General features: G+C 70.0%; 24 protein-coding genes. 18 read left to right on the top strand and 6 right to left on the bottom strand.

Features of this window, described 5'->3' with window-relative positions; all coding sequences use genetic code 11:
- The first annotated feature begins 31 nt into the window (after positions 1-31).
- Together BI335_RS03520 and ggh are read left to right on the top strand one after the other, a co-directional pair.
- Positions 32-1,174: an ABC transporter ATP-binding protein gene (locus BI335_RS03520; RefSeq protein WP_094429663.1), complete on the top strand. Its 1,143-nt coding sequence runs from the start codon at positions 32-34 to the stop codon at positions 1,172-1,174.
- On the top strand, positions 1,171-2,511 hold the full coding sequence (ggh, locus tag BI335_RS03515) for a glucosylglycerate hydrolase (protein WP_229118075.1): 1,341 nt from the start codon (positions 1,171-1,173) through the stop codon (positions 2,509-2,511). The genes BI335_RS03520 and ggh overlap by 4 nt, the downstream gene beginning before the upstream one ends.
- A 137-nt stretch (positions 2,512-2,648) precedes the next feature.
- On the opposite strand, the gene BI335_RS03510 is transcribed toward ggh, so the two are convergent.
- Positions 2,649-3,452, bottom strand: coding sequence for an NAD-dependent epimerase/dehydratase family protein (locus BI335_RS03510; protein ID WP_094429662.1), 804 nt, complete (start codon positions 3,450-3,452; stop codon positions 2,649-2,651).
- 168 nt (positions 3,453-3,620) lie between these two features.
- Between BI335_RS03510 and carA the strand changes: the two genes are divergently transcribed.
- The 9 genes from carA (at position 3,621) to metK (ending at position 14,366) form a co-directional block, all read left to right on the top strand.
- Positions 3,621-4,775, top strand: a complete 1,155-nt coding sequence (gene carA / locus BI335_RS03505; protein WP_094429661.1) for a glutamine-hydrolyzing carbamoyl-phosphate synthase small subunit — start codon at positions 3,621-3,623, stop codon at positions 4,773-4,775.
- A gap of 1 nt (position 4,776) precedes the next feature.
- Positions 4,777-8,190, top strand: a complete 3,414-nt coding sequence (gene carB / locus BI335_RS03500) for a carbamoyl-phosphate synthase large subunit (protein ID WP_094406351.1) — start codon at positions 4,777-4,779, stop codon at positions 8,188-8,190.
- Positions 8,187-9,311, top strand: a complete 1,125-nt coding sequence (locus BI335_RS03495) for a quinone-dependent dihydroorotate dehydrogenase (RefSeq protein ID WP_229119416.1) — start codon at positions 8,187-8,189, stop codon at positions 9,309-9,311. Before carB ends, BI335_RS03495 begins: the two co-directional genes overlap by 4 nt.
- Positions 9,308-10,123: an orotidine-5'-phosphate decarboxylase gene (gene pyrF / locus BI335_RS03490; RefSeq protein ID WP_094429660.1), complete on the top strand. Its 816-nt coding sequence runs from the start codon at positions 9,308-9,310 to the stop codon at positions 10,121-10,123. The genes BI335_RS03495 and pyrF overlap by 4 nt, the downstream gene beginning before the upstream one ends.
- A 440-nt stretch (positions 10,124-10,563) precedes the next feature.
- The gene (gene mihF, locus BI335_RS03485) at positions 10,564-10,899 is read left to right on the top strand and encodes an integration host factor, actinobacterial type (RefSeq protein ID WP_094358634.1); all 336 of its coding nucleotides are present in this window, start codon (positions 10,564-10,566) and stop codon (positions 10,897-10,899) included.
- A 14-nt stretch (positions 10,900-10,913) separates the two neighbouring features.
- Positions 10,914-11,462, top strand: coding sequence for a guanylate kinase (gmk, locus tag BI335_RS03480; RefSeq protein WP_094358632.1), 549 nt, complete (start codon positions 10,914-10,916; stop codon positions 11,460-11,462).
- A gap of 70 nt (positions 11,463-11,532) precedes the next feature.
- Positions 11,533-11,844 carry a DNA-directed RNA polymerase subunit omega gene (rpoZ, locus tag BI335_RS03475; protein WP_094358630.1) on the top strand — a complete coding sequence of 104 codons (312 nt, stop codon included), beginning with the start codon at positions 11,533-11,535 and terminating at the stop codon, positions 11,842-11,844.
- A 47-nt stretch (positions 11,845-11,891) separates the two neighbouring features.
- Complete coding sequence (coaBC, locus tag BI335_RS03470) at positions 11,892-13,136, top strand: bifunctional phosphopantothenoylcysteine decarboxylase/phosphopantothenate--cysteine ligase CoaBC (protein WP_094429659.1); 1,245 nt, start codon at positions 11,892-11,894, stop codon at positions 13,134-13,136.
- Between the two features lie 36 nt (positions 13,137-13,172).
- Entirely contained in the window at positions 13,173-14,366 is a 1,194-nt protein-coding gene (gene metK, locus BI335_RS03465) for a methionine adenosyltransferase (RefSeq protein WP_094429658.1), read from the top strand.
- A 3-nt stretch (positions 14,367-14,369) separates the two neighbouring features.
- Here the strand turns inward: metK and BI335_RS03460 are convergent, their stop codons facing one another.
- Together BI335_RS03460 and BI335_RS22255 are read right to left on the bottom strand one after the other, a co-directional pair.
- Positions 14,370-15,344, bottom strand: coding sequence for a threonine/serine exporter family protein (locus BI335_RS03460; RefSeq protein ID WP_267489858.1), 975 nt, complete (start codon positions 15,342-15,344; stop codon positions 14,370-14,372).
- Positions 15,302-15,646: a threonine/serine exporter family protein gene (locus BI335_RS22255; RefSeq protein ID WP_267489857.1), complete on the bottom strand. Its 345-nt coding sequence runs from the start codon at positions 15,644-15,646 to the stop codon at positions 15,302-15,304. Before BI335_RS22255 ends, BI335_RS03460 begins: the two co-directional genes overlap by 43 nt.
- Positions 15,647-15,703: 57 nt before the next feature.
- Here BI335_RS22255 and BI335_RS03455 point away from each other — a divergent pair, with 57 nt between their 5' ends.
- From BI335_RS03455 to BI335_RS03435, 5 genes are all read left to right on the top strand, one after another.
- On the top strand, positions 15,704-17,692 hold the full coding sequence (locus tag BI335_RS03455; RefSeq protein WP_094429656.1) for a primosomal protein N': 1,989 nt from the start codon (positions 15,704-15,706) through the stop codon (positions 17,690-17,692).
- 222 nt (positions 17,693-17,914) lie between these two features.
- The gene (gene pyrE, locus BI335_RS03450; protein WP_229119415.1) at positions 17,915-18,445 is read left to right on the top strand and encodes an orotate phosphoribosyltransferase; all 531 of its coding nucleotides are present in this window, start codon (positions 17,915-17,917) and stop codon (positions 18,443-18,445) included.
- A gap of 58 nt (positions 18,446-18,503) precedes the next feature.
- Positions 18,504-19,442 carry a methionyl-tRNA formyltransferase gene (gene fmt, locus BI335_RS03445; protein WP_094429655.1) on the top strand — a complete coding sequence of 313 codons (939 nt, stop codon included), beginning with the start codon at positions 18,504-18,506 and terminating at the stop codon, positions 19,440-19,442.
- Complete coding sequence (locus BI335_RS03440; protein ID WP_094429654.1) at positions 19,439-20,779, top strand: RsmB/NOP family class I SAM-dependent RNA methyltransferase; 1,341 nt, start codon at positions 19,439-19,441, stop codon at positions 20,777-20,779. Before fmt ends, BI335_RS03440 begins: the two co-directional genes overlap by 4 nt.
- Positions 20,780-20,789: 10 nt before the next feature.
- On the top strand, positions 20,790-21,020 hold the full coding sequence (locus BI335_RS03435; protein ID WP_094429653.1) for a hypothetical protein: 231 nt from the start codon (positions 20,790-20,792) through the stop codon (positions 21,018-21,020).
- Between the two features lie 24 nt (positions 21,021-21,044).
- Here the strand turns inward: BI335_RS03435 and BI335_RS03430 are convergent, their stop codons facing one another.
- Complete coding sequence (locus tag BI335_RS03430) at positions 21,045-22,235, bottom strand: epoxide hydrolase family protein (protein ID WP_094429652.1); 1,191 nt, start codon at positions 22,233-22,235, stop codon at positions 21,045-21,047.
- 79 nt (positions 22,236-22,314) lie between these two features.
- On the opposite strand from BI335_RS03430, the gene BI335_RS03425 reads away from it, so the two are divergent.
- Complete coding sequence (locus BI335_RS03425) at positions 22,315-22,860, top strand: CGNR zinc finger domain-containing protein (protein ID WP_094429651.1); 546 nt, start codon at positions 22,315-22,317, stop codon at positions 22,858-22,860.
- A gap of 106 nt (positions 22,861-22,966) precedes the next feature.
- On the opposite strand, the gene rbsK is transcribed toward BI335_RS03425, so the two are convergent.
- Together rbsK and fucP are read right to left on the bottom strand one after the other, a co-directional pair.
- The gene (gene rbsK, locus BI335_RS03420; protein ID WP_094429650.1) at positions 22,967-23,869 is read right to left on the bottom strand and encodes a ribokinase; all 903 of its coding nucleotides are present in this window, start codon (positions 23,867-23,869) and stop codon (positions 22,967-22,969) included.
- A complete protein-coding gene (gene fucP / locus BI335_RS03415) occupies positions 23,869-25,209 on the bottom strand; it encodes an L-fucose:H+ symporter permease (protein WP_094358608.1) in 1,341 nt (446 codons plus the stop codon). Before fucP ends, rbsK begins: the two co-directional genes overlap by 1 nt.
- A 102-nt stretch (positions 25,210-25,311) precedes the next feature.
- On the opposite strand from fucP, the gene rpe reads away from it, so the two are divergent.
- Positions 25,312-25,974, top strand: coding sequence for a ribulose-phosphate 3-epimerase (gene rpe, locus BI335_RS03410; RefSeq protein WP_094358835.1), 663 nt, complete (start codon positions 25,312-25,314; stop codon positions 25,972-25,974).
- Positions 25,975-26,012: the final 38 nt, after the last annotated feature.

Raw genomic sequence — 26,012 nt, 5'->3', positions numbered from 1 at the left:
GCGGAGGCGTACCCGAAACACGGAGGATGAGATGGCTGACATCCAGATCGAGGACCTGGTCAAGGTCTACCCCGGCTCGACCGAGCGGGCCACCGACAACGTCTCGTTGCACATCACCGACGGCGACTTCATGGTGCTGCTCGGTCCCTCGGGCTGCGGCAAGACGACGCTGCTGCGGATGATCGCGGGGTTGGAACTGCCCACCGAGGGTGCGATCGCGATCGGTGGCCGGGACGTCACCTACATGCCGGTGCACAAGCGGAACCTGTCGATGGTGTTCCAGTCCTATGCGGTGTTCCCGCACCGCCGGGTGCGGCACAACATCGCCTTCGGCCTTGTCCAGCAGAAGATGCCGAAGGATGAGATCGAGAAGAAGGTCGCCTGGGCGGCGGATCTGTTGCAGCTCACGCCCTATCTGGACCGATTCCCCGCCCAGCTCTCCGGTGGCCAGCGGCAGCGGGTGGCCGTGGCCCGCGCGATCGTGGTGGACGCCGATGTGCTGCTGATGGACGAGCCGCTGTCGAACCTGGATGCCCTGCTGCGGTTGGAATTCCGGGCCGAGCTGAAGCGGATCGTCGACGAGCTCGGCACCACCACCGTCTACGTCACCCACGACCAGTCCGAGGCGCTCTCGCTCGGTGACAAGGTGGCGGTGATGCGCAAGGGCAGGATCGTCCAGTTGGACACCCCGCTGAACATCTACGACCACCCGGCCGACACCTTCGTCGGCGGCTTCATCGGTTCGCCGCCGATGAACTTCCTGGACGGCCAGGTCACCCGGGACGGGCAGTCGGTGCAGATCGGCGAGCACGGCCTGCAACTGCCCGCCGGCAGCGGACTGAGCGGCCCGGTCCGGCTCGGTGTCCGTGCGGAGGCGATCCGGATCACCGAACCCGGCACACCGGGTGCGCTGGCCGGGACGGTGCTGGTGGCCGAACCCCTCGGCTCGCACAATCTGCTCACCGTCGAGGTGGCCAGTGGTGCCGGCGGTGACGCCGCGCCCGCGACGATCAAGGTGCAGACCGAACCGACCGTGCGCGTACAGGCGGGGGAGCAGGTCGCCCTCGCGCTCGCCCCCGAGGCCATCCGGCTCTACGATCCCGAATCCGGGATGGGCTGGGACCTCAGCGGGGCCGGCGGCACCCGCACCGTGACCCAGGGAGCGGCCTCGTGAGCTCTGCCCCGGCCCGCCTGACCAGCGACACCGAGCTGCTGGAGACCGCTTCCGCCGTGCTGCGGGACAACGACCTGGGCTCCATGATCAAGGCCGGGCCGAGCCTCTATCCGCACCAGTGGTCCTGGGACGCGGCCTTCGTCGCCATCGGCCTGGCGCAGCTGTCGGTGCCGCGCGCCCTGGCCGAGTTGGGCACCGTGCTCGCCGGACAGTGGACCACCGGGATGCTGCCGCACATCATCTTCTCCGACCAGCCCGGCTACTTCCCCGACTTCGACGACTGGGGGACCGCCAACGCGGTCGGGCTGCCACCGGGCGTACGCAGCTCCGGAATCTGCCAGCCGCCGGTGCACGCCATCGCCCTGGACCTGGTGCTGGATCAGGCCCGCCGGGCCGGCGGGGCGAACCGGCGGATCGCCGAGGAGTTCGCCGCCGAGGCGCTGCCCAGACTGGCCCGTTGGCACGAGTGGTTGTCCACCGCCCGCGGTTATGACGACGTCGTCGAGATCCACCACGGTTGGGAATCCGGGATGGACAACTCGCCCCGCTGGGATGAGGTGTACGCCGCGGTGGACACCTCCAGGCGCCTCGAGTTCGAACGCCTCGACCTGAACCACGCGGCGGCCGCCGAGCGGCCCACCGACGACGAATACCAGCGCTACATCACCCTGATCGAGCAGATGAAGAGCGTCCGATTCGACGACACCCGGGTCAAGGAGGTGCTGGACTTCCGGGTCACTGACGTCTTCCTCTCCGCGATCCTGGTGCTGGCCGCCGAATCGCTGGCCCGGATCGCCACCGATCTCGGGCACCCCGAGGTGGCCGAGGTGGAACGCGCCCGCGCCGAACGCACCCGAGCCGGCGTACTGGCCACCATCGACCCCGACACCGGCTTGTGCCGCGACTTCGACATCCGCGCCAACCGCTGGCTGGACACCGAGACGATGGGCGGCTTCGCCGCGGTGCTCATGGGCGGGGACGACCCGGCGACCGTCCGGCAGCGCGACCTGCTGCGCGGGGAACGCTGGTGCGGGCATCCGGAGATGGCGTTCTGGCTGCCGCCGACGGTCAGCCTCGATTCGCCCGAGCTGAAACCGCGGGAGTACTGGCGCGGCCCGGTGTGGCCGGTGATGAACTGGCTGTTCTCCTGGACCGCGCTGCGCTCCGGGCACCGCGAGGACGCGCTGCGCTGGCGGGCCGCCGGCCTCGACCAGCTCCGCGACCTCACCTTCGGCGAATACTACGAACCCCGCACCGGGGAGACCCTGGGCAGCCCGCAGCAGTCCTGGTCCGCGATGGCCGCCATCGACTGGCTCTCCCACCCGCGCTGGAGCTGACACCCTGCGCGTTCCTCGAATAGGCCGCCTGCGGCCGTCTCTGCAACGTTCCTCGAGCAGGCCGCTTGCGGCCGTGTCGAGAGGAACGGGTTCATCTCGACACGCAATCCCGGCGCCGCTTCGCTCTGCCGGGATTGCTACTCGATGGGCGTGGGGTACCAGCCGAGGACCTCGGCGGCGCGGGAGCAGTCGAAGGCGGCCTGATTTCCGCGCAACTCCCGGCGCCGCGGGACATCGGGGCACCAGGTGTCCAGCAGTTCCTCGATGGGTTGGCCGGCGCGGGTGTCGGCGGCGGTGATCAGCAACGCCTGGTACCTGCCATGGCCGGGTTTCGGGTCGAGGGCCAGCACACAGGCCCGGGCGGCATCACCGAGTTCCACATAGCCCCACAGATTCCGGGCGTCGTCGGGACCGACCGGTTCGCCGCGCAATCGGCGTACCTCCTCGGCGGTGATGATCCACTGGAACCGCAGCGCCGTCACCGTCATGCCGCGCCGGGCGTACATCTCACCCATCCGCTCCAGCACGTCCTTGCTCAGCGCATAGGGGTCGACATAGTCCAGCGGGGTGTCCTCGTCGACCGGGACGTAGGCGTGCGGGATCGGCTCCGGCGCCCATGCTGTGCCATAGATCGACCCGCTGGAGGCCAGCACCGCGGTCCGGATCCCGGCCCGCCAGGCCTGCTCCAGCGCATTGAGCGTCGACATCACGTTGTTGTGCACCAGGTGCTCGGGTTGCTGACCCTCCGGGCTCGGGATCGCGGCGCAGTGCACGATCGCCTCGCAGCCGCGCATCGAGCGCGCGACCGCCGCGGCATCGAGCAGGTTCACCGGCGTACCGCTGCGCACATCGGCCTCGACCACGTCGTGCCCCGCCGTCCGCAGCTGCCGGGCCGCCTCGCCGCCGAGCTTCCCGCTGGTACCACTCACCCAGATCCGCATGGGTTTCACCGTAGAGGGCCCCGTGCGTGAGCGGACTCACACCCGGGTACGCCGTCCAGCGGGCGTCGCGGATGCGCCTCGGGTGAGGTGAGTACGTTAGGCTGGGGCAGATTTGGAGCCAACCTTTAAGTCCTGTCCCGTGAGGCAGGAAAGGACGGTCACACACGCATGACACAGCAGAACTCTGCCACCGCGATCCTCGTTCTGGAGGACGGTCGGACCTTCACCGGGCGCCGTTACGGCGCAGCCGGGGAGACCTTCGGCGAGGCGGTCTTCGTGACCGCGATGTCGGGTTATCAGGAGACACTCACCGATCCCAGCTATCGCCGCCAGGTGGTGATCCAGACCGCGCCGCACATCGGCAACACCGGTTGGAACGACGAGGACGACGAATCGAGCCAGATCTGGGTCGCCGGTTACGTGGTCCGCGACGCCGCCCGGATGCCGTCGAACTGGCGCTCCCGCCGCTCCCTCGATGAGGAACTCGCCAGCCAGGGCATCGTCGGCATCAGCGACGTCGACACCCGCGCGCTGACCCGGCACCTGCGCGAGCGCGGCGCGATGCGGGTCGGCATCTCCAGCACCGAGACCGATCCACAGGCGCTGCTGCGCCGGGTCAAGGAGCAGCCGTCGATGGCCGGCGCGAACCTGGTCGGCGAGGTGACGGTCCCCGAGGCCTATGTGATCCCGGCCGAGGGCACGAAGCGGTTCACCGTGGCCGCCATCGACCTGGGCATCAAGACGATGACCCCGCGCCGGATGGCCGAGCGAGGCATCGATGTGCACGTGCTGCCCGCCACGGCCACGTACGCCCAGGTGCGCGCGACCGGCGCGGACGGGCTGTTCTTCTCCAACGGCCCCGGCGATCCGTCGACGATGGACGATGCCGTCGCCCTGCTCACCGAGGCGCTGGACGATGGGATGCCGTTCTTCGGGATCTGCTTCGGCAACCAGGTCTTCGGCCGCACGCTCGGCTTCGGCACCTACAAGCTGAAATACGGTCACCGGGGCATCAACCAGCCGGTGCTGGACCGCTCCACCGGCAAGGTCGAGGTCACCGCCCACAACCACGGCTTCGCGGTCGACGCGCCGCTGGGTCGGGACACCGAGACCCGCTGGGGTGCCGCCCGGGTCAGCCACATCGGGCTCAACGACAACGTCGTGGAAGGCCTGGAACTGCGCGATGCCAACGGCCACCTGAAGGCGTTCTCGGTGCAGTACCACCCCGAGGCCGCCGCCGGTCCGCACGATGCGGCGTACCTGTTCGACCGGTTCACCGACGTGCTGTCCACCAACCAAGCGCTGAACGAGGGAAGGGCCTGACGTGGGCAAGCGGGACGACATCAAGTCGATCATGGTGATCGGCTCCGGGCCGATCGTGATCGGTCAGGCCTGCGAGTTCGACTACTCGGGGACCCAGGCCTGTCGGGTGCTGCGCGAGGAGGGCTACCGGGTGATCCTGGTGAACTCCAACCCGGCGACGATCATGACCGATCCTGAGTTCGCCGACGCCACCTACGTCGAGCCGATCACCCCCGAATACGTGGAGAAGGTGATCGCGACCGAGCGGCCGGATGCGCTGCTGGCCACCCTGGGCGGGCAGACCGCTTTGAACGCCGCGGTGGCCCTGCACGACAACGGGGTGCTGGAGCGTTACGGGGTCGAGCTGATCGGTGCCTCGGTGGAGGCGATCCAGCGCGGTGAGAACCGCGAGGAGTTCAAGGAGATCGTTCAGGCGTTGGATATCCCGGGCGGTGGCGCCGAGGTGGCCCGCTCGCTGATCTGTCACACCATGGACGAGGTGCTCGCCGCCGCCGATCAGCTCGGCTATCCCTGCGTGGTACGCCCCAGCTTCACCATGGGCGGGGTCGGCTCCGGGTTCGCCCACGACGAGGACGAGCTGCGGCGGATCGCCGGCACCGGCCTGGCCGCCAGCCCGGTCACCGAGGTGCTGATCGAGGAATCCATTCTGGGCTGGAAGGAATACGAGCTCGAGGTGATGCGCGACACCAGCGACAACGTGGTGATCGTCTGCTCCATCGAGAACTTCGACCCGATGGGTGTGCACACCGGTGACTCGATCACCGTCGCCCCGGCGATGACGCTGACCGACCGCGAATACCAGCGGATGCGCGATGTCGGCATCGGCATCATCCGCGCCGTCGGTGTGGACACCGGCGGCTGCAACATCCAGTTCGCGATCAACCCCGACGACGGCCGGATGATCGTCATCGAGATGAACCCGCGGGTGTCCCGCTCCAGCGCGCTCGCCTCCAAGGCGACCGGTTTCCCGATCGCCAAGATCGCCGCCAAGGTGGCGATCGGCTACACCCTGGACGAGATCCGCAACGACATCACCCAGGAGACCCCGGCCAGCTTCGAACCCGCGCTGGACTACGTGGTGGTGAAGATCCCGCGGTTCGCGTTCGAGAAGTTCCCCTCCGCCGAGGACACCTTGACCACGCACATGAAGTCGGTCGGTGAGGCGATGGCGATCGGCCGCAACTTCACCGAGGCCCTCGGCAAGGCGCTGCGCTCGCTGGAGGATCCCCGGGCCCGGTTCGACTTCGCCGCCCCGGTCACCGAATCGGTGGAATCCCTGCTGCAGCGGGCATCCCGGCCGCACGACGGCCGGCTGATCCTGCTGTTCAAGGCGCTGCGCGCCGGCGCCACCGCCGAGCAGCTGCACGAGGCCACCGGTATCGACCCCTGGTTCTGCGACCAGCTGGTGCTGATCAACGAGGTGGCCGACGAGGTGATCGCCGCCGACGAACTGACCCCGGAGCTGCTCCGGCAGGCCAAGCGGCACGGCTTCTCCGATGCCCAGCTCGCGGCCATGCGGCACCTGCCGGTGGACGTGGTCCGCGGTGTCCGCTGGGCGCTGGGCGTACGCCCGGTCTTCAAGACCGTGGACACCTGCGCCGCCGAGTTCGCCGCCCGGACGCCCTACCACTACTCCAGCTACGACGAGGAGACCGAGGTCGTCCCGCGGGAGAAGCCGGCGGTGCTGATCCTCGGCTCGGGTCCGAACCGGATCGGCCAGGGCATCGAGTTCGACTATTCCTGTGTGCACGCGTCGATGGCGCTGTCCGCCGCCGGTTACGAGACCATCATGGTCAACTGCAATCCCGAGACGGTCTCCACCGACTACGACACCTCCGACCGGCTCTACTTCGAGCCGCTCACCTTGGAGGACGTGCTCGAGGTGGTGCACGCCGAACGGCAGGCCGGCCCGATCGCCGGGGTGATCGTCCAGCTCGGTGGGCAGACCCCGCTCGGCCTGGCCCAGGCACTCAAGGACGCCGGCGTACCGATCGTCGGCACCAGCCCGGAGGCCATCCACCTGGCCGAGGAGCGCGGTGCTTTCGGCCGGGTGCTCGACGAGGCCTCGCTGCCCGCCCCCAAGCACGGGATGGCGAGCACCTTCGACGAGGCCCGCCACATCGCCACCGAGATCGGTTATCCGGTGCTGGTCCGGCCCTCCTATGTGCTGGGCGGACGCGGCATGGAGATCGTCTACGACGAGGAGTCGCTGGCCGGTTACATCCGCCGCTCCACCCAGATCTCCCCGGAGCACCCGGTGCTGGTGGACCGCTTCCTCGACGACGCGGTCGAGATCGACGTGGACGCGCTCTATGACGGCACCGATCTCTATCTGGGCGGGATCATGGAGCACATCGAGGAGGCCGGCGTGCACTCCGGCGACTCGGCCTGTGCGCTCCCGCCGATCACCCTCGGCGAGGAGGTGGTGGACAAGATCCGCACCTCGACCGAGGCGATCGCCCGCGGCGTCGGCGTACGCGGACTGCTGAACATCCAGTACGCCCTGGCCGGTGACACGCTGTATGTGCTGGAGGCCAACCCGCGGGCCTCGCGGACGGTGCCGTTCGTCTCCAAGGCGACCAACACCCAGCTCGCCAAGGCCGCCGCCCGGATCATGCTCGGCACCACGATCGCCGAACTGCGCGCCGAGGGCGTGCTGCGCGCCGACGACGACGGCTCGGTGGTCCGCCCCGGGGCACCGTTGGCGGTCAAGGAAGCGGTGATGCCGTTCAACCGGTTCCGCACCCCCGAGGGCAGCTCGGTGGACACGATCCTCGGCCCGGAGATGAAGTCCACCGGTGAGGTGATGGGGCTGGCGGAGAACTTCGGTGTCGCCTTCGCCAAGAGCCAGGCGGCGGCCAACGGCCCGCTGCCCGACGGCGGCACGGTGTTCGTGTCGGCGGCCAACCGGGACAAGCGGCACGCGATCTTCCCGATCAAGCGGCTCGCCGATCTGGGCTTCACGATCCTGGCCACCGCCGGCACGGCCTCGGTGCTGCGTCGCAACGGGGTCGAGGTGACCGAGGTGCGCAAGCACACCCAGGGCCCGGGTCCGAACGGCGAACCGACGATCACCCAGCTGATCGGGGAGGACAAGGTCGACCTGATCTTCAACACCCCGCACGGTGCGGTGACCGTCGATGGGGCACCGCGCGCCGACGGATACGAGATCCGGACCGCCGCGGTCCGGCACAACGTGCCCTCGATCACCACCGTGCAGGGCCTCGGCGCTGCGGTGCAGGGCATCGAGGCGCTGCGCGTCGGCGGCATCGAGGTGCGGTCCCTGCAGGACTGGGCGGCCGCCGCGGAACGCTCGGTCGCCGACGACGCGGTCGCCGATGCCGCGGCAGCGGCGGGGGACACTGAACCGGACCGCTCCTCGGACCGGGAGCCGCAGGGAGCCGCGCGGTCGTGACCGATCTCCGGATTCCCCTGCTGGACAACGGATTCCGGCGTTTGCTGCGGCCGGCGCTGTTCGCGTCCGGCGGGGGAGACCCCGAGGTCGCGCACGAGCGGACGCTGCGGCAGGTGGCGACGCTGGCGCGGGTGGCGCCGCTGCGCGGCCTGGTCGGTGCCCTGCATCCCAAGCCGACGCGCGGGGTCCGGGTGGCGGGGATCGACTTTCCCGGACCGGTCGGGCTGGCCGCCGGCCTGGACAAGTTCGCGGTCGGCGTACCGGCCTGGTCTGCGCTCGGTTTCTCGCACGTCGAACTCGGCACCGTGACCGCGCATGCCCAACCCGGCAACGAGAAGCCGCGGTTGTTCCGTGCCGTCGAATCGCGCGCGATCGTCAACCGGATGGGCTTCAACAACCCCGGGGCGGCCGCGATGGCGGCGAGTCTGGAGCGTTTCGGCGTACGCCGCGGCAACCGGGTCGCCGGGATCCCGCTGGGCATCTCGCTCGGCAAATCCAAGGTGACCCCGTTGGCGGAGGCGGTCACCGATTACCTGACCAGCTTCGGATTGCTCGCGCCCTACGCCGACTACATCGCGATCAACGTCTCCTCCCCGAATACCCCGGGCCTGCGTACCCTCCAGGATGCCTCGGCCCTCCGTGACCTGCTCGGTGCGCTGACCACTGCGGCCGCCGCCACTCGTTTCCTGAGCGAGGAGCGCAGCGACGAGTCGAAGGGACCGGTCCCGATCTTCGTCAAGGTGGCGCCGGATCTGACCTTCGATGCGCTCGAGGATGTGCTCACGGTCTGCACCGAACAGGGTGCCAGCGGGTTGATCGCCACCAACACCACGCTCGCCCGCGACGGGTTGGTCGGGAGGGACCGGGCGCTGGCCGACCAGGCGGGCGGTCTGTCGGGTGCCCCGCTCACCCAGCGATCCCGCGAGGTCGTCGGCTGGCTGGCCGAACGCACCGAGCTGCCGATCATCGGGGTCGGCGGCATCATGTCCGCCGACGATGCCCGCGCGATGCTGGACGCCGGTGCGGCACTGCTGCAGCTCTACACCGGCTACATCTACGGCGGACCCGCACTCGTGGGCCGGATCAACCAGCTCACGATGAACCAGTTGGGGGAGCGATGACCGAAACATTCGGGGTACGCCTGGCGGCCGCGATCGAGCAGCGGGGCCGGCTGTGCGTCGGCATCGACCCGCATCCGCAGCTGCTGGCTGCCTGGGGTCTGACCCAGGACGCCGCCGGGCTGGAATCGTTCGCCCGAGGCACCGTCGAGGCGCTCGGTGACACGGTGGCGATCTTCAAACCGCAGTCGGCGTTCTTCGAAGCTTTCGGATCGGCCGGAATCGCCGTCCTGGAACGGGTTCTCGCCGATATCCGCGCCGCCGGCTCGTTGTCCCTGCTGGACGCCAAGCGGGGCGACATCGGTTCGACGATGGCCGGGTACGCCCGGGCCTATCTCGACGACTCCTCGCCGCTGGCCGCCGACGCGTTGACCGTCTCGCCGTTCCTCGGCTTCGGTTCGCTGGGCCCGGCGATCGAGGTGGCACGGGACACCGGCAAGGGCCTCTATGTGCTCTGCCGCACCTCCAACCCCGAGGGCGGTCAGGTGCAGCTCGCGACCAGTGATGGGCGCAGCGTCGCGCAGCTGATGGCCGATGAGTGCCAGGCCGCCAACGATGGTGCCGATCCGGGCTCCTTCGGCCTGGTTGTCGGCGGCACGCTGACCGAGCTCGGCCTGGACCTGAGCGGGTTCACCGGATCGATCCTGGTGCCCGGTATCGGAGCCCAGGGCGGCACCGTGGACTCCCTCGCCGCGCTCTTCGGCCCCGCGTACCCCCGGGTGCTGCCGGCCGCCAGCCGCGAAGTGCTCTCCGCCGGCCCGAACCCCGACGCCCTGCGCGCCGCCGCGGTACGGCTGGGTGCGACGGCCCGCTGAGTCCCCGACGCTGGGACATGCAGTAGTCCAGAACTGACCGTCTGGAAATCCAGTCGGACTGGGTTTGATCATGGACGCTGCGGGCCATTGCATGTCCCAGCGCTCGCGCCCGTGCGCTACCGTCGGACACCCCGAGGATGAGGACCGTCTCATGAAAGCGGTATGCCGATGAGTTGCGACGAGTTCAGGCGTCAGCTGGACCGCGGGCTGCACAACCCGGACGCGCAACTGTTCCGCATGCGGATCAACTCCACGTCGATGACCAACGGTGTCCCGCGATCGCGCAGCTCCGCTACTCGATGAACGGGGGACACGCTTCCCGCGGCTCGCTCCGCTACGCCGAGATCCGCTACTCGATGCGCGTCGGATCCCGCCGTTCGCGTAGCGACGAGGCATTGAGTAGGTTGTCGGGAACCAGATCGGACGACCGTGGAGCGTTTGTGACCATCCCACCACTCAGCGAGGAACAGCTGCAGGCTGCGCGCCGGGCGGCGACCGCTGCCAGGCGGCGGCGAGCAGAGATCAAGGCGGAGTTGCGGGAGGGCCGACTCACCCTGGCCGAGGTGATCGAGCTGGCCGGCGGCGACGACGTGGTGGCGCACACCAAGGTCGTCGACGTGCTGAAATCCCTGCCCCGGGTGGGGGAGAAGCGGGCCGCCGAGGTGATGGAACGTCTCGACATCGCCACCAACCGCCGGCTGCGGGGGCTGGGTCCGCACCAGATCGCCGGGCTCCGTAACGAGTTCCCCGGCGCCGACCGCGGAAACCTGGGCTGAGGCCACGCTGAGCCATGGCGCAGGTGAATGTGGTCTCCGGTCCCGCCGGAGTCGGTAAGGGAACCCTCGTCGCGGGCGTACTGCAACGCCACCCCGAGGTCTGGCTGTCGGTATCGGTGACCACCCGCGCCCCACGACCGGGGGAGATCGACGGGGTGCACTACCACTTCCTGAGCGAGCAGCAGTTCGACGAGCTGCTGGCCGCCGACGGTCTGCTGGAGTGGGCGCTGGTGCACGGCTCGGCCCGCTACGGTACGCCGCGTGAACCGGTCGAGCGGGCGGTCGCCGAGGGCCGCACCGTGGTCCTGGAGATCGAACTGCAGGGTGCCCGGCAGATCAGAAGGACCTGGCCGGATGCGGCGTTCATCTTCGTCGCCCCGCCGAGCTGGGACGAGCTCGTCAATCGGCTCGCCGGCCGGAACACCGAGACCGCGGCCCAGCGGGAACGCCGGTTGCAGACCGCCCGTGGCGAACTGGCCGCCCAGGCCGAGTTCGACCACGTGATCGTGAACGCCGATCTGGGACAGGCCACGGACGAACTGGTAAGCTTGCTCGGTCTGTAGCCCGCCGACCTGGCGGCTTCCCTTTCACGACGTCTACCCGAGAAGGCTGATCTTGAGCAGCAACCCGAACATGGGCATCACCAACCCGCCGATCGACGACCTCCTGACCAAGGTCGACTCCAAGTACCGTCTGGTCCTGTTCTCGGCCAAGCGTGCCCGCCAGATCAACGCCTACTACTCCCAGCTCGGCGAGGGCCTGCTGGAGAATGTCGGCCCGCTGGTCGATACCGGCATCCAGGAGAAGCCGCTGTCGATCGCGCTGCGCGAGGTGAACGCGGGTGTGCTGGAGATCCAGGAGATCGACCCGAACGCCGAGCCCGAGGAGAAGGCCACCGAGGAGCTGGCCGATCCCGAGTTCAGCGATCCGGATTTCCCGGCCTGATTCCCGCACCGAGCACCCGCTGAGCCCCCGCTGATGAGGTCTGGTCGATGAGCCGGATCGTGCTCGGCGTCGCCGGCGGCATCGCGGCGTACAAGGCCTGCGAGCTGCTGCGCCGGTTCACCGAGGGCGGCCACGACGTCACCGTCGTACCGACCGCGAACGCGCTCGAGTTCGTCGGCGCCACCACCTGGGCCGCGCTGTCCGGCAACCCGGTGCACACCGGCGTGTTCACCGACGCCGAGCAGGTGCCACACGTCCGCCTCGGCCAGCAGGCCGATCTGGTGGTCGTCGCACCGGCCACCGCCGACCTGCTCGCCCGGGCCGCCACCGGCCGCGCCGACGACCTGCTCACCAATGTGCTGCTCACCGCCCGCTGTCCGGTGCTGATGGCGCCGGCCATGCACACCGAGATGTGGCTGCACCCGGCCACCACCGCCAACGTCGCCACCCTCCGGGAGCGCGGCGTGGTGGTGCTCGATCCGGCCTCCGGGCGGCTCACCGGCGCCGACACCGGCCCCGGCCGGCTGCCCGACGCCATCGACATCCACGCCGTCGCCGCCAGCCTGCTCGACGACCCGGGCACCGTCACCGCCGCCGCCGACCGCGACCTCGAAGGCGTACGCCTGGTGGTCGCCACCGGCGGTACCCGGGAGCACCTCGATCCGGTCCGCTTCCTCGGCAACTCCTCCTCGGGGTTGATGGGGCTCTCCATCGCCCGCGCCGCCGCACTGCGCGGCGCCGAGGTGACCGTCGTCGCCGCCCATGTCGAACATCCGCTGCCCAGTGGCGCCACCATCCGTCGGATCGTCTCCACCGGTGACCTGGACGAGGCGATGACCGAGCTCGCGCCGAGCGCCGATGTGATCGTGATGGCCGTCGCGGCCGCCGACTTCACCCCGACCGAGGTGTCGGAGGGCAAGATCAAGAAGGCCGACGACAGCACCGGGCTCAGCCTGGACCTGGTGCAGACCCCCGATGTGCTCAAGCACATCTCGCACCTGCCGGACCGCGACCCCGACCAGGTGATCGTCGGGTTCGCCGCCGAGACCGCCGGGGACCAGACCGCGCTGCTCGAACTCGGCCAGGCCAAGCTGGCCCGCAAGGGCTGCGACCTGCTCGTCCTCAACGACGTCAGCGCCGGCGCGGTCTTCGGCGCGGCGGACAACCACGTGCTGCTGCTCGGCGCGACCCCCGGGGGCGGGGCGCAGCTGGTCGCCGAGCACAGCGGCAGCAAGCCGACGGTCGCGCACCGGATTCTGGACGCCGTGCGCGAGCGGCGTCGCGCCAACTAATGTCGGCCAACCACTCACACCATTAGGAGCACCGCCGTGGCCAAGCGCCTGTTCACCTCGGAGTCCGTCACCGAGGGGCACCCCGACAAGATCGCGGACCAGATCAGCGACACCGTGCTGGATGAGTTGCTGCGCCAGGATCCGCAGTCCCGGGTCGCGGTCGAGACGCTGGTCACCACGGGGCTCGTCGTCGTCGCCGGCGAGGTGACCACCGAGGCGTACGCCGACATCCCCGGCCTGGTCCGCAACAAGATCCTCGACATCGGCTACGACTCCTCGCACAAGTCCTTCGACGGCGGCTCCTGCGGCGTCCAGGTCTCCCTCGGTTCGCAGTCCCCGGACATCGCCCAGGGTGTCGACACCGCCTGGGAGAAGCGGCTGGAATCCTCCGCCGAGGCATACGACCTGCAGGGTGCCGGCGACCAGGGCCTGATGTTCGGCTACGCCTGCGACGACACCGATTCGCTGATGCCGCTGCCGATCGATCTGGCGCACCGGCTCGCGGAACGGCTCTCCGCGGTCCGCAAGGACGGCACCATGCCCTACCTGCGCCCGGACGGAAAGACCCAGGTCACCATCGAATACGACGGCATCACCCCGGTCCGCCTGGACACCGTCGTGGTCTCCTGCCAGCACGCCGAGGACGTCGACCCGGAGAAGATGCTCAGCGAGGACATCCGCCGGCACGTCATCCAGCCGGTGCTGGAGGCCTACGACCTCGCCCACGACGACTACAAGGCGTTCGTGAACCCGACCGGCAAGTTCGTCATCGGCGGCCCGATGGGGGATGCCGGGCTGACCGGCCGCAAGATCATCGTCGACACCTACGGCGGCATGGCCCGCCACGGCGGCGGCTGCTTCTCCGGCAAGGATCCGTCGAAGGTGGACCGCTCCGCGGCGTACGCGATGCGCTGGGTCGCCAAGAACGTCGTCGCCGCCGGGCTCGCAAAGCGCTGCGAGGTGCAGGTGGCGTACGCCATCGGCCGCGCCCATCCGGTCGGCTTCTATCTCGAGTGCTTCGGCACCGAGACGGTCCCGGTCGACCAGATCGCCGATGCGGTGCTGGCGACCTTCGACCTTCGCCCCGCCGCACTGGTCGACGCGCTGGATCTGAAGCGCCCGATCTATGCCCGGACCGCCGCGTACGGCCACTTCGGCCGCGAGCTGGACGACTTCACCTGGGAACGTACCGACCGGGCCGACGCCCTCGCCGCGGCGGTCAAGGGCTGAGGCTCACGGACTGACGCGGGCCCGACGGCGGGCCACCGCCCGTTGCACCGGGCGTACCAGGGTCGCCCCGACGAGCAGACCGAGCGCGATCGCCAGCACCAGCAGCCCGACCTGGGTCAGGCTGGGGCCGGCGACGAACTCACTCGCCTGCGATCGGGTGATCGACTGCAGACCGATCGTGCCCGGTACCAGCAACCAGAACGACGGCAGGAACACCACCAGCCGCGGCAGGGCCGGCCGGGCCAGCTCGACCAGCGTCGCACCGGCACTCGCGACCACCGCACCGGCGAACCCACCGAGTGCCGAGCCGACACCCCGCCCGGTACCGGCCAGCACCTGCGCCAGAAAGGTCGCCAGCAGCACCAGGATCACCCAGCCCCACAACCGCGGTGACACCGACTCCAGCAACAGGATGCCGAGCGCGACCGCAAGGATCCCGGCCAGCGCGTGGGGCCAGCGGAACGCGGCGCCGGTGCTGAAGATCAACGCCTCCGGTGGCCGCACCAGTTGGATCGCGGCGACCACGCCGAGGGCGAACAGCAGCAGCTTCACCGCGCCGTGCGCCAGCCGTGAGGCGCCGGCGACCATCGCGCCGGCGGCCAGCTCCGACATCCCGGTGACCAGCAGCGATCCCGGCAGCAGCACCGCCAGCGGCGGCAGGATCGCCAGCAGCGGACCGGTCAGCACGATCCGACCGGCGAGCCAGAACGCCGGTACCGACACCAGGAACGCCGCCACCGTGGGCAGCAGCGGCGCGATCAGCGGATGTCGGCGGGCCAGCAGCAGCAGCGCGATCACCAGCTGCGATGCCACGGCGGCGAAGACGATCGTGGTCACATCGGGTTGCATGATCGCCGCGATCCCGGCCGCCACCAGCAGCCCGCCGAGCGGCATCCCCCACCGGCCGTAGCGGCGGGGAATCCTGCGCAGGCTGGTCAATTCGACCAGCGCGGTGTCCGGGTCGGTGCTGCCGTCCAGGATGCGTTGCCGCAGTTCGTGGACCGCGGCGAGCTGGTCAAGGGTGAGCGAACTGCCAGCACCTCGACGGTCGCCGGCGCCCCACCGGTCAGCGCCACGCTGATCGAGGTCGGCAGCGCCGCGACCTGGCAGTCGGAGTGGCCGAGAGTGGCCGCGACCTGACGGACGTCCTCCTCGGCCTCGTGGGCGGGTTGCCCACCGGCGATCAGCGCCAACCCGAAGTAGGCCAGCAACCGCCGGTCCCGGGCCCGGCGGACCAGGTCGATCCCCGGATCCTCGGGCGGCTGCGGGACTTCGGTCACCAGCGCAGGTTATCGCCGGATGCGGCACTGTCGGACCGGGCTCCTAGGATCGAGCGTGTGTCCGATCCCGAAGCGCTGATTCCGCTCGCCGAGCCGACCCGCGCCCCGCGGCCGGTCGCGAGGGTGGCGGTCGACATGCCGCTGCCGCACCTGGATCGGCCCTTCGACTATCTGGTGGGTGATGAGCTCGCCGAGCAGGTACGCCCGGGGGTGCGCGTCCGGGTCCGGTTCGCCGGCCGGTTGCGGGACGGGTTCGTGCTGGAGCTCGGCACCGAGTCCGATGAGACCCGGAACCTGGCGCCGATCGAGAAGGTGGTCTCCACCGAACAGGTGCTCACCCCGGCCGTCGCCGGCCTGGTCCGCCAGGTCGCCGACCACTATGCGGGGAGCTTCGCCGATGTGGTCCGGCTGGCCGTGCCGCCCCGGCACGCCGCCACCGAGCGGGCGACCCCGCCGGAGCGGGAGGCGGTCACCCCGCAGCTCACCGCGCACCCCTTCGACGCCTATCCGACCGGGTCGGAGCTGATCGCGGCGCTGCGGGCCGGGCACAGCCCACGGGCCTGCTGGCAGCTGGCGCCGGCCGCCGCACCGGCCGGGGACTGGGCGCAGGGCCTGGCGGTCGCCGCCGGGGCGACGCTCGAGTCAGGCCGCGGTGCGCTGATCGTGGTGCCGGACGCCCGTGACCTGGAGCGACTTCGGGCCGCCTGCGACCGGGTCGTCGGCAGCGCCGGTTATGTGGTGCTGAGCGCCGACAGCGGGCCCGCAGCCCGCTACCGGGCCTTCCTGGCGGTGTTGCGGGGCGAGGTCCGGCTGGTGATCGGGACGCGCGCCGCGGCGTACGCCCCGGTCCGGGATCTCGGGTTGGTCGCGATCTGGGACGACGGCGACGATCTCTATGCCGAACCGCGCGCCCCCTATCCGCACACCCGGGAGGTGCTCGCCCTGCGGGCCGCGGCGGAGGGTGCGGCGTTCCTGGCGGCGAGCTATGGGCGTTCGGCCGAGATCGAGCAGCTGATCGAACGGGGGTGGTTGCTGCCGTTGGCGCTCACCCCGGCCGCCCAGCGCCGCCGCGCCCCGGGTGTCCGGTTGGCCGCCGACAGCGACTGGGAGCTGGAGCGCGACCCGATGGCGCGCGCGGTCCGGTTGCCGCACCAGAGTTTCGAGACGATCCGGGCGGGGCTGGCTCAGGGGCCGGTGCTGGTGCAGGTGCCGCGCGCGGGTTATCTGGTGGTGCTGGTCTGCGACACCTGCCGGGAGCCGGTGCGCTGCCCGCACTGTGCCGGCCCGATCCGCGCCGGCTCCCGGAATGCGGGCTGTGACTGGTGCGGCCGGCCGATCGTCGACTGGCACTGCCCCGAGTGCGGCGGCCGGCGCTGGCGGGCACCCGTGGTCGGGGCGACCCGGACCGCTGAGGAGCTGGGCCGGGCCTTCCCCGGTACGCCGGTGGTGCAGTCCTCGGGGGAGAAGGTGCTGCCGCGGGTGGCCGACGAACCGGCGCTGGTGATCGCCACGCCGGGGGCCGAACCGGTCGCCGACGACGGATATGCGGCGGCGCTGCTGCTCGATGCCGAACTGTTGCTCACCCGGGCCGATCTGCGCGCCGGCGAGGAGGCGCTGCGGCGCTGGCTGAACGCGGTCGCCCTGGTCCGCCCGGGGGAGCGCGGTGGCAGCGTGGTCGCGGTCGGCCCGACCGATGCGGCCCCGCTGCAGGCGTTGGTACGCAGCGATCCCGCCAGCTTCGCCGGCCGGGAGCTGGCCGAGCGCGCCGAGGCGCATCTGCCGCCGGTGGCGAAGCTGATCCAGATCGACGGCCCGCCGGAGGCGGTGCACGAGCTGCACGAGCTGGCCGAACTGCCCGCCGACACCGAGGTGCTCGGCCCGGTGGAGCGCCCCGGCACCGAACCTCTGGCCCGGCTCACGCTGCGCTGCCCGCCCGCGTCGGGGGCCGACCTGGTCGCCGCCGTGCGGGCCGCGATGGGCGTACGCTCCGCGCGCAAGTCCCCCGGTGCGGTACGCGTCAAGGTCGACCCCGTCGCCATCGGCTGACCTCCCCACGATCTTCACCCCACGATCCTCGAGTAGGTCGCGCAGCGACCGTGTAACCCCCACGATCCTCGAGTAGGTCGCGCAGCGACCGTGTCGAGAGGATCCCGTCAGGGGATCCCGGCAGGGCTCGCACGCAGCGGGCTCATCTCGACACGCGCGCCATTGCTGCGCTTCGCTGCGCATGGTGCGCTACTCGATGAGCGTCTGTAGGACACTGGCGTCGTGACGAACCAGCTTGCCGCCGACATCGACCGGATCGCCCGCGTGCACGGCGATTTCTTGCTCCGCTCGGGGCAGCGCACCGCCGAGTACTTCGACAAATACCGCTTCGAATCCGATCCGGTGCTGCTGCGCCGGGTCGCGGAGGCGATGCTGCCGCTGCTGCCGGACGGCACCGACCTGCTCGGCGGCCTCGAGCTCGGTGGCGTACCGATCGCGACCGTCGTCGGCCAGCTCAGCGGGCTGCCGGTGCTGTTCGTCCGCAAACAGGCCAAGACCTACGGCACCTGCCGGCTCGCCGAGGGCGCCGAGGTCGATGGCCGGCGGATCACCCTGATCGAGGATGTGATCACCACCGGCGGCGCGGTCCGGGACGCGACCGAGGCGCTGCGTGCCGACGGTGGTCTGGTCGATACCGTCGTCTGCGCGATCGATCGCAGCGAACCCGGTGGGAACCGGCTCGCCGAGGTCGGCGTACGCACGCTGAGCGTTCTCACCAAGGCGGATCTGGACGCCGTTCGTACCGCTGGCTGAGCGAGCCCAGCGAGTCGGAGCCGCCGGGTCGTCGCGGCGGGCGACTAGACTCACCGGAATGCGTCTCGTCGTTGCCGGTACCCCCGAGGTGGCCCTGCCCAGCCTGGAAGCCCTGGTCGCCTCCGAGCACGAGGTGGCGGCCGTGGTGACCCGGCCCGACGCACCCGCCGGACGCGGGAAGAAACTCGCCCCCAGCCCGGTCGCCCAGCGCGCGGCCGAGCTCGGCCTCGAGGTGCTCAAACCCGAACGTCCCCGCGATCCGGACTTCATCGAACGCCTCACCGCGATCGCGCCGGACTGCTGCCCGGTGATCGCCTACGGTGCGCTGATTCCCCAACAGGTGTTGGAGATCCCGCGCCTGGGGTGGGCCAATCTGCACTTCTCGCTGCTGCCGCGCTGGCGGGGCGCCGCCCCGGTGCAGCGGGCGATCATGGCCGGCGACACCGAGACCGGTGCCTGCGTCTTCCGGTTGGTTCCCGAACTCGACGCGGGTGATGTGTACGCCTCGCTGCGTACCGAGATCGGTGACCAGGAGACCGCCGGTGACCTGCTGGGTCGGCTCGCCGTCGATGGTGCCGGGTTGCTGGTCCGCGTGATGGATGAGCTGGCCGCCGGGACCGCGATCGCCGAACCGCAGCCGACCGCGGGGATCACGCTGGCCCCGAAGCTGACGGTCGCCGAGGCCGAGGTCGACTGGGGCGAATCCGATGCCCTGATCGACCACCAGATCCGCGGCTGCACACCGGCCCCCGGCGCCTGGAGCACCTTCCGCGGTGAGCGGTTCAAGATCCTCACCGCCCGCCCCGCCGGGGGCAGCCCGCTGCCGCCCGGGCAGTTGGCGGTGGCGAAGAAGTGGGTCCAGGTCGGCACCGGTGGCCGCCCGCTGGAACTCCTTGAGGTGCAGGCATTCGGCAAGAAGGCGATGCGGGCCACCGACTGGGCCCGCGGCGCCAACCTGACCCCCGGCGAGACCCTGGGCGGGGGAGCGGCGCGATGAGCGGTGGCCGGCGCGGACCCCGCGGCGTCCAGCAGAAACGCAGACCCCGTGTCGATCCCGCCCGTCGGGCGGCCTACGACGCGCTGCGCCAGGTCACCGGATCCGACGCGTACGCCAACCTGGTCGGCCCGGCCCTGCTCGCCGAACGCCGGATCACCGGGCGCGACGCCGCCTTCGCCACCGAACTGCTGAACGGCACCTGCCGGCTGATGGGCAGCTACGACCTGATCCTCGCCGCCGCCTCCGGACGCGATCTGAAGACCCTGCAGCCCGCCGTCGTCGACGTGCTGCGGTTGGGCGCCCACCAGGTGCTGTCGATGCGGGTACCGACCCATGCCGCGGTCGCCGCCAGCGTCGACCTGGCTCGTGCGACCGTGGGGGAGCGGGTCACCGGCCTGGTCAACGCGATCAGCCGCCGGGTCGCCGAACGGGATCTCGATGACTGGATCACCTTCCTCAGCAAGGATTCCGACGAGCTCGGTGCGCTGGCACTGCGCACCCACCATCCCCGCTGGATCGTCGAGGCGTACGCCGCGGTGCTGCCGGCCGACGAGCTCGAGGCGGCGCTGCGGGCCAACAACGAACCGCCGATCACCAGCCTGGCGATCCGGCCGGGACTCGCGACCGTCGACGAACTCGCTGGGGCCGGTGCCGAGCCGAACCCCGAGGTGCCGACTGCGGCGTACTGGAAGGGGAATCCGGGTGACCTGGCGGCGGTACGCGAGGGCCGCGCGGGCGTCCAGGATCCCGGCTCGCAGCGGGTGGCGCTGCGGCTCGCCGAGGCCGAGGCGCCGGCCGGGCCGTGGCTGGACTGCTGCGCGGGCCCCGGCGGCAAGGCCGCCCTGCTGGCGGGGTTGGCGATCCAGCAGGAGCAGCGCCTGTTGGCCAGCGAGCTGCAACCGCACCGCGCGAAACTCGTCGCGCAGGCGCTGCGGGCGTACACCGGGGAGAACCAGCCGGTGACGATCTGCGCCGACGGCACCCGACCGGCCTGGCCGGAGGCGAGCTTCGCCAAGGTGATGGCCGACGTGCCGTGCACCGGACTGGGCGCCCTGCGCCGTCGCCCCGAGGCCCGCTGGCGCCGCAGCCCCGACGATCTCGACGGTCTCATCGAGCTGCAGCGATCCCTGCTCCACAACGCGATCCGCTCGACCGGGCCCGGTGGGGTGATCGCCTACGTGACCTGTTCCCCGCACCGCCGGGAGACCACCGAGATCGTCGACGCCGTGCTCGCCGAACGCGACGATGTCACCCGGATCGAGCCGGATGTCCAGCTCTGGCCGCATCGCAACGGCACCGACGCGATGTTCTGCGCGCTGCTGCGCCGCAGCGCCTAGCATCGACCGTATGGACATCACCGACGAGCAATTCCGACGCTTCCTCGACCTGCTGGTGGACCGACTCGGGGAACCCACCCCCTCGGTGCGGATGTTCGTCGAGGGTGTTCGGGCCGGGCACATCGCCCGCACTGGCGAAGGCGGGCCCGGGACCACCGCGGAGACCCTGGTCGGTGATCTGGTCGGCATTCTGAGCGACTTCGAGCTGCGGATCCGGGCTCTGGAGGAGTCGGTCGGCTGATACGGCGGAATCGGGTTGACGCCGCTATGCCGAGACGCGTGACCGGCCCGCAGCAGCGAGGACGGCGGCCAGGCCCTCCCGCAGGTCGGTGACGAAGTGGTCGGGCACCTCCAGCGAGGCGAAATGCCCACCTGCCTGGGGTTCCCGCCAGCGAACGAGCTGCCGATAGCGCCGTTCGGCCCACGGGCGCGGGGTCTTCGAGCCGGCGTCGGCGGGATACATCGTGATCGCCGCTGGCACGTCGACGCGCAGTTCGGGGTCCAGCGAGTTGTGGCTCTCGTGGTAGATCCGGGCCGCCGAGGCACCGGTTCCGGTCAGCCAGTAGAGGGTGACGTTGTCCAGCAACCGATCCCGGGAGACGCGCTCGAACGGGCTGTCGGTGGTGTCGGACCACTCGGCGAACTTGTCCAGGATCCAGGCGAGCAGCCCGACGGGTGAGTCGACCAGCGAGTAGCCGATCGTCTGCGGGCGGGACCACTGCTGCTTGGCGTACGCCGAACGGTTGCGCCAGAAGTCGGTGTGCTCGTCCACCCAGCGGCGCTCGTCGGCGGTGAGTCCATCGGTCGACAACCCGGGCGGCCCTTCGGCGAAGGTGGTGTGGATGCCGAGCACCTGCTCGGGGAACCGGCCGCCGAGAATCGTGGTGATCGGGCCGCCCCAGTCGCCGCCGTGGGCCAGAAATCGTCCATATCCGAGCCGGCCCATCAACTCGACCCAGGCGGCCGCGATCTTCTCGGTGCCCCAGCCGGCCGTTACCGGTCGATCGCTGAAACCGAAGCCCGGCAGCGACGGCGCCACGACGTGGAACGCCGGCGCAGCGGGGTCGGTCGGGTCGGCCAGCTCATCGATGACGTCGACGAACTCGGTGACGCTGCCCGGCCAGCCGTGGGTGAGGACGAGGGGAGTGGCATCGGTGCGCGGTGACCGGCGGTGCAGGAAGTGGATCCCCAGATCGTCAATCCTGGTGCGGAACTGGCCGATGTCGTTCAGTCGCTGCTCGAACCGCCGCCAGTCGTATCCGGAGCGCCAGTAGTCGAGCAGGTCTGTCAGGTCGGTGAGCGGAACACCCTGGCTCCAGCGCTGCCGGCCGGTGGCCCGGGGGACGGTCTCGCGCTCGGGGAGGCGCGCCGCCGCGAGTCGGGTACGCAGGTCGTCGAGGTCGGCGTCGGCGATCTTGGCCTCGAACATGTGCACCTGGTCGGTCGTTGCGGTCATCGGGTCCCCCTGAATTGTGAACCGGCTAAAACGGTTCTATCACGGCTCTGGGGAACCGACAACCGGCTAAGCTGGTTCCATGTCCGAGTTCCCCGACTTCCGCCTCGGTACGGTGCTGGCCACGAGCTTCACCGGGACCCTCAGCGAGCGACAGGGCGATCCGGTGGAGCGCATTCCGACACCGGGGCGACTGATCGACTGGTTCGCGGTGTACGGGTTGACCGTCGACTCCTGCACCGCCACCGAGCTGACACACGCCCGAGAACTCCGCGAAGCCATCCATGCCGCCGCGACGGCGGCCGCCAACCGGGACGACCTCCCCGAGGCCGCCGTCCGGATCATCAACGAGCACAGCATTCGCGGCCGAGGCGCGCCGGTGCTCACCGACGCCGGCGAGCGGAACTGGCGGCTCGAATCGGGCTCCGTCGCGGACGCGCTGAGCGTGGTGGCCGCCGACGCGGTGAGCATCATCAGCGGCGAGCGGGACGGTCGGATGGCGCTGTGCGCCTCACCGACCTGCCGCGCCGCCTTCTTCGACACCAGTCAGAGCCGTACCCGCCGCTGGTGCGATATGAACACCTGCGGCAACAAGCAGAAGAAGGCCCGTTTCAAGGCGACCCACTGACCGGCCGGGCACGAAGCGGTGGCCCGGTGTGGCGCCGGCTCATCTCGACACGGCAGCCATTGCTCCGCTCCGCTGCGCATGGCGGCCTACTCGATGAGCACAGGGCTCAGCCGGCGAACTCCTCCGCGGTGGCGAAGGAACTCTGCGTACCGCGCCTGGTCACCGAATCGGCGGCGTACCGGTTGGCGAACTCGATCGCACCGCCGACGTCACCGTCGGCGGCGTACCGGTGCGCGAAGGCGCCGATGAAGGCATCGCCCGCACCGGTCGAATCCGCTGCCTGCACGGTGATTCCGGCGATGTGCTCGACACCGTCGGCGGTGCAGCGCAGCACGCCGCGCTCACCGAGGGTGACCAGCACCTCGCGTACCCCCTTGGCGAGCAGGGTCTGCGCGGCCGCCTCGATCTCCTGGAGGGTCTCCACGGGCATTCCGGTGAGCAGTGCCAGCTCGCTCTCGTTCGGTGCGAAGAAGGCGCACCGGGCCACCTGGTCGAAGTCCAGCTCGGCGTTGGCCGGTGCCGGATTGAGCAGCACCGGTACGCCCAGTTCGGCGCCCAGCTCGATCGCGGCGTACACCGTCGGCAGCGGGATCTCCAACTGCAGCACGATGATCGCCGCCTGTGCGATCCGCGACCGCGCCGCCTGCACGTCACCGGGAGTGAGCGCCTCGTTGGCACCGGGCACGATGACGACGCGATTCGAACCGTCCGGTTCGACGAAGATCGGCGCCACCCCCGACGGCCCCTCGGTGACCGTCACATCACTCGTGTCGATGCCGTTGGCCCGGAAGTTCGCCAGCGTCTGCTCGCCGAAGGAATCGGTGCCGACCTTGGCGACCATCACCACCTCCGAACCCAGCCGGGCCGCCGCGGTCGCCTGGTTGGCGCCCTTGCCGCCGTGTCCCATCGCGAACGAGGGTGCGGCGATCGTCTCCCCGCGTTCGGGCATCCGGTTCAGATAGGTGATCAGGTCGGTCATGATCGACCCGATCACCGCGACCGTGGCCATCAGGCGTGCACCTCGCCGCGGGCCTCCTTCGCCCGATCCAAGCGGTTCTGGAAGACGAAATAGACCATGATGCCGAGGAAGCAGAGCGCCGAGACGACGAACGAGCGCTGCAGCGATCCGAGCTGATCGGACACCCAGCCCTGGATGACCGGGACGATCGCGCCACCGACGATCGCCATCACCAGCACCGCGCCACCGGTCTCCTGGTAACGCTTGTCCTCGATGGTGTCCAGCGTCTTGCCGAAGATCGTCGGCCAACCCGGGCCCATCAGCAGGTTCGAGGCGACCACGAACCAGATCGCGATCGAGGACGGGGCGAAGGAGGCGGCGAACAGCAGGATCGCACCGATGATGCAGTAGACGATCAGCACCCGGGCCGCGGAGAACTTCGCCATCAGGAAGTTCGCCGGCAGCTTGCCGATCAGGAAGCAGGCGAATCCGGCGATCATGTAGTTCGTGGCGGACCGCTCGTTCAACGTCGGGTCCACGGTGAGCGCGAGCCTGATGGTGAAGGACCAGACCGCGGTCTGCAGACCGACGTAGAGGAACTGGGCGACGATTCCGCTCAGATAGGGCTTGTTCCGGCTCAGGTAGCGCAGCGTCTCACCGAGTCCGGCCTGGGTCTTCTCGGCGCCGGCCTCCTGGGTCGGCCGCGCCTTGGGGTATTCGGTGATCAGGAACAGGATGAACAGGCAGATCAGGACGACCAGGATGTACTTGTAGGGCAGCAGGGTGTTCTGCAGCAGCTGCTCGCCGAGCGCCTTCTTGGCCGCCGGGTCCGGTGCGGCATCCATCTGCGCCTGGATCGAGTCACCGGAGCTGAAGATCAGGTACTTGCCCATGATCACGCCGAGCAGGTTGCCGATCGGGGTGAAGGTCTGGGAGATGTTGAGCCGCAGCGTGGAGGACTGCTTCGGGCCGAGCATCGAGGAGTAGGTGTTGGCGCTGGTCTCCAGGAAGCTCAGGCCGATCGCGATCGCGAAGATGCAGAACAGGAACATCCCGTAGGTGGCGAGCGTGCTGGCCGGGAAGAACAGTGCACAGCCGATGATGTAGACGGCCAGACCGATCAGCACGCCGACCTTGTAGGAGGTCCGCCGGATGATCCGCGAGGCCGGGATGGCGATCACGAAGTAGCCGCCGTAGAAGGCCGACTGGACGAAGGCGCTGGCCGCGTCGGAGAGCGCGAAGACGTGCTTGAACTGGGTGATCAGGATGTCGTTCAACCCAGCCGCCGCGCCCCACATCGGGAACAGCAGCGAGAGCAGCAGGAACTGGAACAACGGGATCTTGTCCAGATATCCGTCCGGGAGCTGTTTGGCCGGATTCTTGATCAGCATGGGTCGAGCCTGGCTTTCTGTTGGCGTCATTGCGGTGTCAGCCGAGACAGTTCATCACACCATTCGCCGGTGGCAACGGAGGGCTCGCCACCAGTAGCCTTGCTGCCTGTGAGAATCACGCCGAGCATCCTGAACGCCGACTTCGCCAACCTGCAGCGCGAGATCGAGCGCATTCCCGACGCCGACCTGCTGCACATCGACGTGATGGACAACCACTTCGTACCGAATCTGACCATCGGTCTGCCGGTCGTCGACTCGCTGCTCAAGATCACCGAGAAGCCGCTCGACATCCATCTGATGATCGACGATCCGGACCGCTGGGCACCGGGATACGCGGAGGCGGGTGCGCGCTCGGTCTCCTTCCATGCCGAGGCGGTGAAAGCCCCGGTACGCCTGGCGCGCGAGCTGCGTGCCCAGGGTGCGCGGGCCTCACTGGGGTTGAAACCGGCGACGCCGATCGAGCCCTACCTGGATCTGCTCACCGAGTTCGACCAGATCCTGATCATGACCGTCGAGCCCGGTTTCGGCGGGCAGAAGTTCCTCGATGCGATGCTGCCGAAGATCCGGCGTACTCGGGAGGCGGTCAAGGCCACCGGCGCCGACATCTGGATCCAGGTCGACGGGGGAGTCTCGGAGTCCACCATCGCGCAGTGCGCCGAGGCCGGTGCCGACACCTTCGTCGCCGGGTCCGCGGTCTTCTCCGCCGAGAACCCCGACGCGATGGTCAACGCCCTGCGGGACAAGGCCGTCGCCGCCTGCCACTGAGGGTTCGACGTTCATCGAGTAGGTCGCGCAGCGACCGT

It is taken from the genome of Enemella evansiae, assembly GCF_002250705.1.
In the GTDB taxonomy this organism is placed as follows: domain Bacteria; phylum Actinomycetota; class Actinomycetes; order Propionibacteriales; family Propionibacteriaceae; genus Enemella; species Enemella evansiae.
This window is presented reverse-complemented; position numbering and strand designations above follow the sequence as displayed.